Annotated in this window: 12 protein-coding genes; 6 read left to right on the plus strand and 6 right to left on the minus strand. The window is 70.2% G+C overall.

Annotated features, from left to right (window positions below; all coding sequences use genetic code 11):
* Positions 1–136: 136 nt before the first annotated feature.
* From ACFQ7F_RS41110 to leuA, 5 genes are all read right to left on the minus strand, one after another.
* A complete protein-coding gene (locus ACFQ7F_RS41110) occupies positions 137–814 on the minus strand; it encodes a response regulator (RefSeq protein ID WP_383282989.1) in 678 nt (225 codons plus the stop codon).
* Positions 811–2,088, minus strand: coding sequence for a sensor histidine kinase (locus ACFQ7F_RS41115; RefSeq protein ID WP_383282994.1), 1,278 nt, complete (start codon positions 2,086–2,088; stop codon positions 811–813). The genes ACFQ7F_RS41110 and ACFQ7F_RS41115 overlap by 4 nt, the downstream gene beginning before the upstream one ends.
* Positions 2,089–2,145: 57 nt before the next feature.
* Complete coding sequence (locus tag ACFQ7F_RS41120; RefSeq protein WP_383282997.1) at positions 2,146–4,242, minus strand: MMPL family transporter; 2,097 nt, start codon at positions 4,240–4,242, stop codon at positions 2,146–2,148.
* 194 nt (positions 4,243–4,436) lie between these two features.
* The gene (locus tag ACFQ7F_RS41125) at positions 4,437–5,171 is read right to left on the minus strand and encodes a TerB family tellurite resistance protein (RefSeq protein WP_383283000.1); all 735 of its coding nucleotides are present in this window, start codon (positions 5,169–5,171) and stop codon (positions 4,437–4,439) included.
* Between the two features lie 196 nt (positions 5,172–5,367).
* Entirely contained in the window at positions 5,368–7,095 is a 1,728-nt protein-coding gene (gene leuA / locus ACFQ7F_RS41130) for a 2-isopropylmalate synthase (protein ID WP_383283004.1), read from the minus strand.
* A gap of 301 nt (positions 7,096–7,396) precedes the next feature.
* On the opposite strand from leuA, the gene ACFQ7F_RS41135 reads away from it, so the two are divergent.
* From ACFQ7F_RS41135 to ACFQ7F_RS41150, 4 genes are all read left to right on the plus strand, one after another.
* Entirely contained in the window at positions 7,397–8,470 is a 1,074-nt protein-coding gene (locus ACFQ7F_RS41135; protein ID WP_383283007.1) for a M4 family metallopeptidase, read from the plus strand.
* 44 nt (positions 8,471–8,514) lie between these two features.
* Positions 8,515–8,781: a protealysin inhibitor emfourin gene (locus ACFQ7F_RS41140; RefSeq protein WP_383283010.1), complete on the plus strand. Its 267-nt coding sequence runs from the start codon at positions 8,515–8,517 to the stop codon at positions 8,779–8,781.
* Between the two features lie 103 nt (positions 8,782–8,884).
* Positions 8,885–10,261 carry a GH1 family beta-glucosidase gene (locus ACFQ7F_RS41145; protein ID WP_383283013.1) on the plus strand — a complete coding sequence of 459 codons (1,377 nt, stop codon included), beginning with the start codon at positions 8,885–8,887 and terminating at the stop codon, positions 10,259–10,261.
* Complete coding sequence (locus ACFQ7F_RS41150) at positions 10,258–11,511, plus strand: MFS transporter (protein WP_383283023.1); 1,254 nt, start codon at positions 10,258–10,260, stop codon at positions 11,509–11,511. Before ACFQ7F_RS41145 ends, ACFQ7F_RS41150 begins: the two co-directional genes overlap by 4 nt.
* Positions 11,512–11,523: 12 nt before the next feature.
* Here the strand turns inward: ACFQ7F_RS41150 and era are convergent, their stop codons facing one another.
* Positions 11,524–12,483 (minus strand): GTPase Era, encoded by a 960-nt coding sequence (gene era, locus ACFQ7F_RS41155; RefSeq protein WP_383283015.1) that lies wholly within the window; start codon positions 12,481–12,483, stop codon positions 11,524–11,526.
* 191 nt (positions 12,484–12,674) lie between these two features.
* Between era and ACFQ7F_RS41160 the strand changes: the two genes are divergently transcribed.
* The gene (locus ACFQ7F_RS41160) at positions 12,675–14,018 is read left to right on the plus strand and encodes an ammonium transporter (protein WP_383283018.1); all 1,344 of its coding nucleotides are present in this window, start codon (positions 12,675–12,677) and stop codon (positions 14,016–14,018) included.
* Entirely contained in the window at positions 14,015–14,353 is a 339-nt protein-coding gene (locus tag ACFQ7F_RS41165) for a P-II family nitrogen regulator (RefSeq protein ID WP_383283021.1), read from the plus strand. Before ACFQ7F_RS41160 ends, ACFQ7F_RS41165 begins: the two co-directional genes overlap by 4 nt.
* Positions 14,354–14,442: the final 89 nt, after the last annotated feature.

A 14,442-nucleotide genomic window follows, 5' to 3' on the forward strand; every position in this document is an offset into this window, starting at 1 on the left:
GGCTGAATAGATTCAGCCCGTCCGGCGATTGAGGACATCTTGTACGGGGTCTGGGGCGGAGCCCCTGCGCGGCGAAGCCGCCAATAGATACAGCCGGGAAGGGGCGGGATTGGGGAAGGCCCCGCAGGGACCGCCCCTACCGAGCCCCCACCACCCCCGGCCGCACCAACCCCGACTCATACGCCACGATCACCAACTGTGCCCGATCCCTCGCCCCCAACTTCCCCATGATCCGGCTGACATGGGTCTTGGCGGTCAACGGACTCAACCCCAACAGCTCAGCGATCTCCGTGTTGTTGAGCCCCCGCGCGACCAGCGCGAGAACCTGACACTCCCGCTCACTCAGCTGCCCGGACAGCGCTTCCGGCAGCGTCACTTCAGCAGGCGCCCGCAGCACCCGCGCGATCAACCGCGCCGTAGGCCCGGGCGAAAGCAGCGCCTCCCCCGCCGCCACCGTACGAATCGCCTCCAACAGCTCCGCAGGCTTCGTGTCCTTGACCAGGAACCCGGACGCCCCGGCCCGAAGCGCGTCGACGACATGCTCATCCGTGTCATAAGTCGTCAGCATCAACACCTTCACCCCGGCCAGGTCCTCGTCCCGCGCAAGGAGCCGCGTCGCCTCGATCCCGTCCAGGTCCGGCATCCGGATGTCCATGACGATGAGATCCGCCCGCTCCGACCGGGCCAGGTCGACCGCCGCCCGCCCCGTACCCGCCTGGCCCACCACCTCCATGTCCGGCGCGGACTCGACCAGCATCGCGAACGCGGCCCGCACCAGCGTCTGATCATCGGCGAGCAGCACACGGATCGTCATCGAAGTCCTCCCGCGGACACGGACACCAGGGGCAGCACGGCCGACACAGCGAACCCACCGCTCTCCCGAGGCCCCGCCTCCAACGTGCCGCCCACGCTCCGGGCCCGCTCCCGCATTCCGACGAGGCCGAATCCGGGGGTGTGGGACGGGTCGGGGACGGCAGCAGCCCCATCATCCGTGACGGTCACCCGCAGCGCCGCCCCTTCGCTCCGAACACCCACCCGGATGGTGAGACCGGGACCGCCGTGCCGGACCGCGTTGGTCAGCGCCTCCTGCACGATCCGGTAGGCCGCCGCGCCCACGGCGGGCGGCGCCTCCACCTCACGTACCGCGAGGTCGACCTCCGCCCCGGACGTCCGCGCCGCCTCCGCCAGATCGGCGAGACCATCGAGCCCGGGCAGCGGCCCCCGCGTCTCATCCGATTCGGGCCCGACCGCCCTCAACACCTCCAACGTGGCCCGGAGTTCCCCCCGCGCCGAGCGGCACGTGTCGGCGATGTCGTCCAGCGCCTTCGCCACCGCCGCCCGGTCGAGGCGCTCCGGATCGGCGGCGAGGACATGCGCCGCGACGGACGTCTGGACGCCGACCAGAGTGATGCTGTGCGCGAGCAGGTCGTGCAGATCGCGGGCGACCCGCAGCCTCTCCTCCGCGACCCGCCGCCGCGCCTCCTCCTCGCGCGTACGCTCCGCCCGCTCGGCACGCTCCAGCACGGAGGCGACGTACTGACGGTGGATGCGCACATACACGCCGAGCAGCAACACGGAGACGATCCAGCCGGAGATCCTGAGCACCTCGGCCACCTGGTGCGGGGCCACGCTCGCGTTGACGGTCATCGTGACGCCCACGACGAGGAGGCCGGTGATCAGGGCGCGGCGCGGGCGCCCGGACACGGCGACGGTGTAGAGCGCGACCATGCCCACCGGGACGGCGGCCATGTGCGTGTAGTCCATGCCGTGGTACGGAGCGATGAAGGCGATCACGGCGAGGAGTACGAGCAGGGGGCGGCTGCGTCGCCATGCGAGAGGGATGTGGGCGCTCAGCAGGAGCGTCCACCCGAGAGCGTCGGGGCGGCGACCGTCCTCGACGAACACACCGAGCAGAACGGCTAGTACGGCGATGGCCGCCGCGAACACGGCGTCGTCGCGCACCGCACGGGAGGTGCCGGGGACGGCCCCGGCGAAGGGGAGGGAGAACCCTCCCTGCCCCCGCGCACCCGGTCCCTGTAAGCCCCGTACACCCCGTGCACCGTCCTGAACTTGCGGGTGATCCGCCACCGCCCCATCCTCCCGTACGTTCCAGGGCTCCGCCCCGAACTCGGCGAAGCCGGTGATCTACGGCGCCGGCACCCGCACAGCCTCAGGGTCAGCTTCCGCCGCCGCCCCCCGCGAAAGCGGCGCCGGGCGCGAAAGCTTCCCCGGCCACCACACCTTCCGCCCCAGCGCGACGCTCGCGCTCGTCACCAGATACGTCCGCACCAGGAACGTGTCGAGCAGCACCCCGACCGCGATCACGAATCCCAGCTCGACCAGCTGCACCAGCGGCATGTTGGTGAGCACCGCGAACGTCGCCGCGAGCACCAGGCCCGCCGACGCGATGACGCCGCCCGTCGTCCGCAGCGCGGTCAGCGCGGCGGCTCCCGGCTCTGCACCGGCGAGGGACTCCTCCCGCATGCGGTGCATCAGGAAGATGCCGTAGTCGACGCCCAGGGCGACCAGGAAGACGAAGGACAGCAGGCCGAGTCCGGGATCCGTGCCCTCGAAGCCGAGGAGCGGCTCGAAGACCAGGCCCGCGATACCGAGCGAGGCTCCCCAGACCGCGACCACAGCGGCAAGGAGCAGCAACGGCGCGACGATGGAGCGCAACAGGATCACCAGGATCAGCAGCACGGCCGCGAGGACCAGCGGCACGATGACGAGCCGGTCGCGCTCGTTCGTGTTCTTCAGGTCCAATTGCTGAGCACTCGATCCGCCCACGTACGAGCCGTCGAGGTCCGCCCGCAGCGCCTTGATCGTCGCCGTCTCCCCCGCCGACTCGGGTGCGGACGTGGAGATCACGGAGATCTCCGTCCAGCCCTTCGCCGTACGTCCCCTCTCCGCGCTGTCCACGCCCTTCGTGCCCTTGATGTCGGCGAGGGCCGCGGTGGCACGGTCCTCGGGGGTCATGACGGTGATGGGCTGGGTGCCGCGTTCGGGGTAGGCCTCGGCGAGGGTCTCCATGGCCGTGACGGAGTCGGGCGTTTTGGTGAAGGAGTCCTCCTGCTTCAGCGCGCCGGGCAGGTTCAGCGCCCCCAGGGCGAGTGCGCCGAGCAGCACGGCGCCGCCCGCGAGCACGGTGAGGGGCCTGCGCCCCGCCGAACTCCCCATCATGGAGAAGAGGCTGCGCCGCTGCTTGGGCTCGCTGCCGAAGGCCGGTACGAGCGGCCAGAACACGCGTCGCCCGAGGAGGACGAGGAGTGCGGGCAGCAGCGTCAGCATCGCGGCGAGCGCGCACAGCACGCCGACCGTGCCGAGCGGCCCCATGCCCCGGCTGCTGTTGAGGTCGGCGGCGAGCAGGCAGAAAAGACCCGCCGCGACCGTCCCCGACGAGGCGAGCACGGCGGGGCCGCATCCCTTCAGGGCGGCGACCATCGCGTCGTAGGGCCGCTCGATCCTGCGCAGTTCCTCGCGGTAGCGGGAGACGATGAGCAGCGCGTAGTCCGTGCCCGCGCCGAACACGAGGATCGTCATCACGCCGCTGCTCTGGCCGGTGACGGAGGTCCCGAAGCCCTCGTGAAGGCCGTAGGCGACCCCCATCGCCAGGTAGTCCGCGATGCCCGCGACGGCGAGCGGCACGAGCCACAGGAACGGGCTGCGGTAGATGAGGATCAGGAGCAGCGCGACCACCCCGGCCGTGGTGTAGAGCAGTGGGCCGCCGAGGGAGTCGTAGACCTTGCCCGCATCGGTGTCGAGCGCCCCCGAGCCGCCCACGTCGACGCTCAGCCCGGCCTTGCCGTGCGCGATGTCGCGTACGTCGTCGACGAGCGCGTCCCTGGCCTTCTCGTCCTGTCCTGGCTCGGTGCTCGCCACGGGGTACATCAGCGTGGTGCCGTCCTTGGAAGGTACGGCGCGCGGGGCGGACGTCAGCTTGTGGGCCTGCCCGATCTCGGCGACCTGACCGGCTGCCGTGTCGCGGTCGGCGGCGGTCAGGCCTCCGTCACGGTGGTAGACGAGCACCAGCTCGGTGGCTTCGCCGCCCGGCAACTGGTCCTGGATCTTGGCCGCCCGGGTGGAGTCGGCGCCGGCGGGGAGGTAGTCGACGGCGCGGTCCTGCTGGGCGTCGGCCAGCTTCGACGCGAAGGGCCCGGCAAGCGCGATGACGGCTATCCACAGCCCGAGGAACGCCCAGGGCACGGCTCGTCGCCGTCGTGCGGTGGTCTGTTCGGCCCGCATGACGGGCCTCCTTCCGGCAGGTTGGCAGGTTCAGTGCCAACCCTTGCGGAGGGGGCCGCGCGATCCGTCGGGCGCGAGGGCGAGTTGGGGCGTACGGCGCAGGGAGGCGGAGGGGCCGCGTTACTCCCACGGGAGTACGGCGCCCGCGCCTCCCTGAGGCGTCAGAAGTGCGTCGTCCGCGCCTCCCTGAGGCGTCAGAAGTGCGTCGTCCGCGCCGCCACCATAAGACGCGTCACCTCGTCCGCCCCGATGGTCAGCGCGCCGCCCGCCGTGGCGAGCACCTCGCGCTCGGCCGGGGTGTACGGGCCGTCGGCGAGCGCGATCCGCGCGCCCTGGAGCAGCAGCGCCTCACGCCCGGCCGGGGCGAGGTGCGGGGCCAGCGGGCCGAGCGCCTCGTGGAGCTCTATGGCCAGACCGGGCCCGCAGTCCGGCACGGTCGCACGGCCGGTGTCCGCGGCGAGCGCCTCGACGAGCGCGACGAGCTGCTCCTCGCAGGCGTCGTCGAACCCGGCTCCGCGCAGCGTGCCGACGGCCGCGTCGAGCGTCGTGCGCGCCGATGTGCCGCCCGCGGCGAGGATCGCGAGGACGACGGTGTGCACGGCGTCGCGCACCATCGCCGAGAGCCGGGTGGTCGTGGGGTGGTCGAGGACGTCCGTGCCGAAGTGGTCGCCGCAGGCGGCGCACTCGACGATGGGGCCCGCGGCGCCGCGCGGCAGGACCGGGACGCCAAGCAGGACGAAGCGGCGACGGCCGGTGCGCCGCTGGTAGTTGCGGTCACCGCCGCAGCCCGGACAGAAGAACTCACCGTCCCCGACGGTGGTCCATGCCGTATGAACGCCGATCACGCGCCTGCGCAGCACCCGCCCGCGTGAAACGGGCGTGGCGAAGATGCGGGATTCCCGGCCGATTCGTCCCCGATCTGGCAGCACCGCGCACCTCCGTAACGCCCCGGCAACATTGCCGCGTTGGGCGTGATGTTAGCCACATTGTTGATGTGGCGTCAGCACCCTGCACGAGAGATGGCCTGTAGACGACCTGGACACGGTCCCACGCAAAAGCGCCGAACGGGTCCATTCGAACCTGTCCGGCGCTTGCTTCATGCGTAGTGGAGCCGCGAGGCGCTGGTCAGCGGGCCGCGCGGTTCACCGCGGAAACCGCGGCCTTCAGCGAGGCACGTGTCGTATTCGCATCGATACCGATGCCCCACAGAACCTTGTCGCCGATCGCGCACTCGATGTACGACGCGGCCTGCGCGGAGGCTCCTTCACTCATCGTGTGCTCCTGGTAGTCCAGGAGTCGTACGTCGATGCCGATGCCCTGCAGCGCGTCGAAGAAGGCCGAGATCGGGCCGTTTCCGGTGCCGGTCAGGACCGTGTCGGCGCCGTCGACCGTCGCCTCGACGGTGAGCGTGTCGGTGCCGTCCTTGTCCGTGGTCGTCTGGCCGTTCTTGACCTGGATGCGACCCCACGGGTTCTCGGGGTTGGGCAGGTACTCGTCCTGGAAGATGCTCCAGATCGCGTCCGGCGTGACCTCGCCGCCCTCGGCGTCGGTCTTCAGCTGGATGGCCTTGGAGAACTCGACCTGCATGCGGCGCGGCAGGTCCAGCTTGTGGTCGTTCTGCAGGACGTAGGCGATGCCGCCCTTGCCGGACTGCGAGTTGACGCGGATCACGGCCTCGTACGAACGGCCGACGTCCTTGGGGTCGATGGGCAGGTACGGGACGGCCCACTCGATCTCGTCGATCGTCTTGCCCTGCTGCTCGGCGCGGATGCCCATCGCCTCGAAGCCCTTCTTGATGGCGTCCTGGTGGGAGCCGGAGAAGGCGGTGTAGACGAGGTCACCTGCGTACGGGTGGCGCGGGTGGACCTCCATCTGGTTGCAGTACTCGGCGGTGCGGCGCAGCTCGTCGATGTCGGAGAAGTCGATCTGCGGGTCCACGCCCTGCGAGAACAGGTTCATGCCCAGCGTGACCAGGTCGACGTTGCCGGTGCGCTCGCCCTGCCCGAACAGGCAGCCCTCGATGCGGTCGGCGCCGGCCATGATGGCCAGCTCGGCGGCGGCGACGGCGGTGCCGCGGTCGTTGTGCGGGTGGACGGACAGGCAGACGTGCTCGCGCCGGGTCAGGTTGCGGGACATCCACTCGAAGCGGTCCGCGTGGGTGGAGGGCGTCGAACGCTCCACGGTGGCGGGCAGGTTGAGGATGATCTCGCGGCCCTCCGCGGGCTGCCATACGTCGCAGACGGCCTCGCAGACCTCCAGGGCGAAGTCCAGCTCGGTGTCCGTGAAGATCTCGGGGCTGTACTGGTAGCCGAAGATCGTCTCGGGGCCCAGCAGCTTCTCGGCGTACTCCATGACGAGGCGGGTGCCGTCGACGGCGATCTGCTTGACCGCGTCCTTCGAGCCACGGAAGACGACCTCGCGCCAGACGGGCGCGGTCGCGTTGTACAGGTGGACGGTGGCGCGCTTGGCGCCGACCAGCGACTCGACGGTGCGGGAGATCAGCTCTTCGCGGGCCTGCGTCAGGACGGAGATCGTCACGTCGTCCGGGATCGCGCCGTCCTCGATGATCGACCGTACGAAATCGAAGTCCGTCTGGCCCGACGAGGGGAAGCCGACCTCGATCTCCTTGTAGCCCATGCGGACCAGGAGGTCGAACATCTCGCGCTTGCGCGCCGGGGACATCGGGTCGATCAGCGCCTGGTTGCCGTCACGCAGGTCCGTGGAGAGCCAGCGGGGAGCGACCGTGATCCGGTTGTCGGGCCACGTGCGGTCGGGGATGTCGACCTGGTCGTACCGGCCGTACTTGTGGATCGGCATGGAAGTGGCACGCTGCAGATTGGGCTTGATCGCCATGATGCGGGGGCTCCTCGGGAGTGTCCTTAAGGACGGCCGACGGTCGCTTCGCGAGCAACACCGAACTCCGCGGGGAGGGGGTCGGCCTCGACTACAGGCCCTCGCCGCGGCAGCTAAGGAGAAGAAGCAGCCCGTAACGCATGATGCTCCGCAGCCTAACCGAGCCGCGCCGTGTGCGCGGATCCGTATCAGTATGCGGGACCGGCGTCAGGTAACGGGTAAGAGGTGATCAATACCTCTATTTCACTAATCATGGTTGCAGGTAGTGACAGCGGCATGACCCAGTGCCACATTTGCGGCCATGACCGCCAACCCAGGCTTCGAGCCTGTCTTCTGCACGATCATTCCGCCGCACGTGCTCGACACTCTGGCCCAGAGTGACGACGCCGCGCTCGCAGGGCCCGCCCGCCGCACCCTGGAGCGGGACGCCATCGAGCGCACCCACCGCCGTCTGACCACGGTCATCGGCGCCCCGTCCGTCTCGCTGCCCAAGGAAGCGGCAGAGGGAAAGCCGCACCGCACGCTCTACGACGCGAAGCACAAGACCGACCTGCCGGGCCGCAAGGTCCGCGGCGAGGGCGAGCGGCCCGGCAAGGACGCGACCGTCAACCGCGCGTACGCGGGCCTCGGCGCGACCTTCGAGCTGTACCTGAAGACGTACCAGCGCAACTCCATCGACGGCGGCGGCCTGCCGCTGAACGCGACCGTGCACTACTCCGAGGACTACAACAACGCCTTCTGGAACGGCGAGCAGATGGTGTTCGGCGACGGTGACGGCGAGATCTTCCTCGACTTCACCATCCCCGTCGACGTCATCGGCCACGAGCTGACCCACGGCGTCACCCAGTACACGGCCAACCTGACGTACTTCGGCCAGCCGGGCGCCCTGAACGAGTCGATGTCGGACGTCTTCGGCTCGCTGATCAAGCAGTACACACTCGGCCAGACCGCCGCCGACGCCGACTGGCTGATCGGCGCGGGGCTGCTCGCCCCACGCGTCACGGGCAAGGCGCTGCGCTCCATGAAGGAGCCCGGCACGGCGTACGACGACGACGTGCTCGGCAAGGACCCGCAGCCCGCCGACATGGACCACTACGTCCGCACGGGCCGCGACAACGGCGGCGTGCACATCAACTCCGGCATCCCCAACCGTGCCTTCTACCTGGTCGCCGACGCGCTCGGCGGCAACGCGTGGGAGCGGGCGGGGCAGATCTGGTACGCCGTCCTGACCGGCGGCGAGCTCGCGCAGGACGCCTCCTTCGCGGACTTCGCGAAGCTGACGGTGGCCGCGGCGCGCGCCAAGTACGGCGACGGCGACGAGCACAAGGCCGTCATCGACGCGTGGTCCACGGTCAAGGTGCCTGCCACCGACTGACGGCGGCGCTACCGTCCGCCCACCCGGTGGAGTAGACAGGACCCATGCGTATCCAGGTGAAGCGCACAGGAGGTTTCGCGGGCATCGAGCGGCACTCCGAGGTGGACACCTCGGGACTGCCCGATGCCCACGAGTGGCAGGCCCTTGCCGAGGAGGCCGTGGCCGACGCGCGGAGCACGCCGCCGATAGGAGTGCCGGACGGCTTCAGCTACCAGCTCACCGTCGACGGGCACACGGTGTACTGCGCGGATCCGCGCCTGACCGATCCACAGCGGAAGCTGATCACGCGCGTACTGAAGGAAGGGGCCTGAAAGGTTCTGAGAGGTCCCGAGGGCTGCCAGACATGAGAACTGTTCACCTTTTCTGAGGTACGCCCATTGACTTCCGTACTCGGCCGTACGGAAGATCGCGCCCATGGCAGCGAGCGGCGCGCGCGAACCACTACCTCAGTTCCCCCGCGACTTCCTGTGGGGGGTGTCCACTTCGGCTCACCAGATCGAGGGCGCCGTCGACGAGCGCGGCCCCTCGGTCTGGGACGCGTTCACCGCGGTGCCGGGCAACGTGAAGGACGGCACGACGGCCGCCGTCGCCTGCGACCACTATCACCGCTACCGCGAAGACGTCGCCCTCATAAGGGAGTTGGGTGCGGGCGCGTACCGCTTCTCGGTGTCGTGGCCGCGTGTGCTGCCGAGCGGCTCGGGCGAGGTGAGCACCGCGGGCCTCGACTTCTACGACCGTCTTGTCGACGAGCTGTGCGCGGCTGGGGTGCGCCCCGTCCCCACGCTCTTCCACTGGGACACCCCGCTCGCGCTCGCCGACGAGGGCGGCTGGCTGCGGCGGGACACGGCCGAGCGCTTCGCCGATTACGCGGCCGTGGTGGCCGCCCGCATCGGTGACCGAGCCAAGAAGTGGATCACCCTCAACGAACCCGCCGAGCACACCCTGCTCGGTCACGCCCTCGGCCAGCACGCGCCGGGCAAGCAGCTCATGTTCGACGCCCTTCCGGTGGCCCACCACCAGCTGCTCGCCCACGGACTTGCCGTACGGGCACTGCGCGCGGCCGGTGTCACGGACATCGGCATCGCCAACTCGCACGGCCCCACCTGGCCGGCGTCACCCTCGGCCGAGGACACGCAGGCGGCGGACTTCTACGACGTACTCCTCAACCGCCTCTTCGCGGACCCGCTGATCCTGGGCCGGTACCCCGAAGGCTTCGCCGAGTTGATGCCGGGCGGCGGCATCGAGGCCGACCTGAAGATCATCGCGGAGCCGATCGACTGGTACGGGATCAACTTCTACCAGCCGACGAAGGTGGGGGCGCCACTCCCGGCGACGACGACCGGGACACCCGCGTCGACGGAATTCTCCGGGCTCACCCTCCCTCCCGAACTCCCCTTCTCGCCAAGAGAGATCGAGGGCCGACCGGTGACGGACTTCGGCTGGCCGGTGGTCCCCGAGTCGCTCACCGAACTCCTCACCGGCTTCCGCGACCGGTACGGCGACCGCCTGCCGCCACTGGTCATCACCGAGAACGGCTGCTCGTACGAGGGGCTCGACGACCAGCGGCGGATCGACTACCTCGACGGCCATCTGCGCGCGCTGCACCGGGCGTTGGAGGAGGGAGTCGACGTACGCGGCTATTTCGTCTGGTCCTTGATGGACAACTTCGAGTGGGCGGAGGGCTACCGGCAGCGCTTCGGTCTCGTCCACGTCGACTACACCACCCTTGAGCGCACGCCGAAGGCGTCGTACGCGTGGCTGCGCGAGACGCTGCGGGCCCAGCGGGCATGACCGCGACGCCGCCGGTCGACGACGCGCTGAAGGAGCCCACCGAGCGGGTCGGGCGGAGCTGGACGTCCGCGCTCTCGCTCGCCAACGGCGCGATCTGGGTGGGCTGGTACGGCCCGCTGCAGATCCTCCTCGCCCTGCAGGCGGAGGACCTCGCCCCGGCCGGTACGTCGAAGGAGACGGTCCTTGCGTGGGTGGCGGGCGCCGGGGCCGTGGTGTCCCTCGCGTCGAACCCGCTCTTCGGCGCGCTCTCGGACCGGACGGTGTCGCGCTTCGGGCGGCGTACGCCGTGGATCGTGGCGGGCACGGCGGGCGGCGCCGCGGCGCTCCTGCTGCTCTCGGCCGCGGGCTCCGTGTGGTGGATGGCGGCGGGCTGGTGCCTGGTCCAGCTCACCCTGAACGCCGCGTTCGCCGCGGTCACGGCGGCCGTCCCTGACCGGGTGCCGCGGCGCCAGCGGGGCGCGGTGGGCGGCTGGCTCGGGGCGGCGCAGCTCCTGGGCGTGGTGGTGGGGACGGGCCTCGCGACGGTGGCCGGGGGCGTGGGCGCGGGGTACGCGGCGTGCGCGGTGTTCACGCTGGTGGGGGTTCTGCCGTACGTCCTGCGCCACCGGGACCTGCGCCTCGCGCCGCGGGACAGGCCGCCGTTCGCCTGGCGGTCGTTCGCGGGCGCCTTCTGGCTGAGCCCGCGCCGCTACCCGGACCTTGGCTGGGCCTGGCTGACCCGCTTCCTGATCAACCTGAGCAACGCCTTGGTCCTGCTCTATCTCCTCTACTACCTGCGCGACCGCCTGGACTACTCGGACCCGGACGAGGGCGTACTGATCCTCACGGCGGTGAACGGCCTGACGCTGCTCGCGACGGTGGTCGTGGGCGGCGTCTGGTCGGACCGCGTGGGCCGCCGCAAACCGTTCGTGCTCTGGTCGGGCGTCCTGATGGCCCTGGCGACCGCCATGCTGTCCGGCTGGCAGACATGGCCGGGCGCGATCGTCGCGGCGGCGGTGCTCGGGGTGGGCTTCGGCGTCTTCACATCGGTGGACTTCGCCCTGATGACGGACGTCCTGCCGAAGGCCATGGACCGCGGCAAGGACATGGGCGTCATCAACATCGCCAACTCACTCCCGCAGGTGGCCGCCCCCGCCCTGGCGGCCCCGATCGTGACACACCTGGGCGGCTACCGGGTGCTGTACCTGGTGGCGGCGGGAGTGGGCCTTGCGGGGGCGCTGCTCGTGACGCGGATCAGGGGCGTGGACTAGGGGGCAGGTCCCTCAGAAGCCGAGCTTGCGCAGCTGCTTGGGGTCGCGCTGCCAGTCCTTGGCGACCTTCACGTGCAGGTCGAGGAAGACCGGCGTACCCAGCAGGGCCTCGATCTGCTGGCGGGACTTGATCCCGACCTCCTTGAGCCGCTTGCCCTTCGGGCCGATGATGATGCCCTTCTGGCTGGGCCGCTCGATGTAGACGTTCGCGTGGATGTCGAGCATCGGCTTGTCCGCGGGGCGGTCCTGGCGCGGCAGCATCTCCTCCACCACGACGGCGATGGAGTGCGGCAGCTCGTCCCGTACGCCCTCGAGCGCGGCCTCGCGGATCAGCTCGGCGACCATGACCTGTTCGGGCTCGTCCGTGAGGTCGCCCTCGGGGTAGAGCGGCGGGCTCTCGGGAAGCATCGGGACGATCAGGTCGGCGAGCAGCTGGACCTGCTTGTCGCCGACCGCCGACACCGGCACGATCTGCGCCCACTCGAAGCCGAGCTCCTTGCCGAGCTGGTCGATGGCGATGAGCTGCTCGGCGAGCGTCTTGCTGTCGACGAGGTCGGTCTTCGTCACGACCGCGATCTTCGGCGTCTTCTTGATCGTGGCCAGTTCCTTGGCGATGAACCGGTCGCCGGGGCCGAGCTTCTCGTTCGCGGGCAGACAGAACCCGATGACGTCGACCTCGGCCCACGTCGTACGGACGACGTCGTTGAGCCGCTCACCGAGCAGCGTGCGCGGCTTGTGGAGCCCGGGGGTGTCCACCAGGATCAGCTGCGCGTCCTCCCGGTGCACGATGCCGCGCACCGTGTGCCGCGTGGTCTGCGGCTGGTTGGCGGTGATCGCCACCTTCTGGCCGACCAGAGCATTCGTAAGGGTGGACTTGCCCGCGTTGGGGCGGCCCACGAAGCAGGCGAAGCCGGCACGGTGGATGGCCTCGGACGGCTCGGATGACTCGGTACGAACGCTCATGCCGCCCATTCTCCCTGATCGACGGAGGGCCGCAGCACGCCGAGGCACCGATCGGGCACCGATGAGGCGCCGACGCGGCATCAGTGAGCTCCACGAAACTCTCACGCAACACGAAACACGGCGGAAACGCCAGGGTGCCCGATCGGAAATGCTGGGCGGTGACGCTTCCCCTCTGCCCCCACCCGGAGGAGAGATTCCCCGTGCAGCCCCTGTTCTCGTCGGCCCCCCTCACCACCACCCTGGCCGCGGCCGATGGCCCCGACACCGGAGACACCGCCTGGCTGCTCGCGGCCACCGCCCTGGTCCTCCTCATGACGCCCGGCCTCGCGCTCTTCTACGGCGGCATGGTCCGCACGAAGAGCGTCCTCAACATGCTCCTCATGAGTTTCGTGTCGATCGCCCTGGTCACCGTGGTGTGGCTGCTCGCCGGCTACTCCCTGGCGTTCGGCGACGACACGTTCGCCGGCCTGATCGGCGGCGTCGACCACCTCGGCATGGCGGGCATCGGCCCGAGCACGCTGACGGGGACGGTCCCGACGCTCCTCTTCACCACGTTCCAGCTGACCTTCGCGATCCTCACCACGGCGCTGATCAGCGGCGCGATCGCGGACCGCACGAAGTTCGCGGCATGGCTGGTCTTCGTGCCCCTCTGGGCGCTGCTCGTATACGTTCCCGTGGCGCACTGGGTCTGGGGCCCGGACGGCTGGATCTCCTCGTCCCTTGGCGCCCTGGACTTCGCGGGCGGCCTGGTCGTGGAGATCGCGTCCGGCGCGTCCGGCCTCGCACTCGTCCTGGTCATCGGCCCGCGCATCGGCTTCAAGAAGGACGCGATGCGTCCGCACAACCTGCCGATGGTCCTGATGGGCGCGGGCCTGCTCTGGTTCGGCTGGCTCGGCTTCAACGGCGGCTCGGCCCTCGGCGCGAACGGCCTCGCGGCTGCCTCTCTCCTGAACACCCTGCTCGCCGGGTGCACGGGCCTGCTCGGCTGGCTCTTCGTGGAGCAGCGGCGCGACGGCCACCCCACCACGTTCGGCGCGGCATCGGGCGCGGTGGCGGGCCTGGTGGCGATCACCCCCGCGTGCGGGATCGTCGGGGTGCTCGGCGCCGCGGTGGTCGGCCTCGCGGCAGGCGTGGTCTGCTCGTACGCCGTGGCGTGGAAGTTCCGCTTCGACTACGACGACTCGCTCGACGTCGTGGGCGTCCACCTGGTCGGCGGCGTGGTCGGCACGCTCCTGATCGGCCTGTTCGCGACGGCCACGATGACGGACGGCGCGGAGGGCCTCTTCTACGGGGGCGGGCTCGCCCAGCTGGGCAAGCAGGCGGTGGCGGTGCTCGTCGTGGCGGCGTACACGTTCGCCGTGACGTTCGGTATCGGCAAGGCGATCGACAAGCTCATGGGCTTCCGTGCGGACGCCGAAGACGAGATGACGGGCCTGGACCAGACTCACCACGCGGAGACCGCCTACGATCACGGCGTCCTGGTCGGCGGCCCCTTGAAGGGCAGCACCGTCTCGCACCACCCGAAGGGGAGCACCCACGCATGAAGCTCGTGACCGCGGTCATCAAGCCGTTCCGCCTCGACGAGGTGAAGACGGCACTGCAAGAACTGGGTGTACAGGGCCTCACGGTCACCGAGGCGAGCGGGTACGGGCGCCAGCGGGGGCACACCGAGGTGTACCGGGGTGCGGAGTACCAGGTGGACCTGGTGCCGAAGGTACGGATCGAGGTCGTCGTCGACGACGCGGACCTCGACCCGACCATCGACGCGATCGTTCGCGCGGCGGCCACGGGGAAGATCGGTGACGGGAAGGTGTGGGCCGTGCCGGTGGAGACGGTGGTGCGGGTGCGGACGGGTGAGCGGGGTCCTGACGCGGTGTGATTTTCCCCGACCCCGCCCCTTCCCGGCTGTATCTATTGGCGGCTCCGCCGCGCAGGGGGCTCCGCCCCCAGACCCCCGCTCCTCAAACG

This window comes from Streptomyces sp. NPDC056486 (genome assembly GCF_042795295.1).
GTDB lineage: Bacteria > Actinomycetota > Actinomycetes > Streptomycetales > Streptomycetaceae > Streptomyces.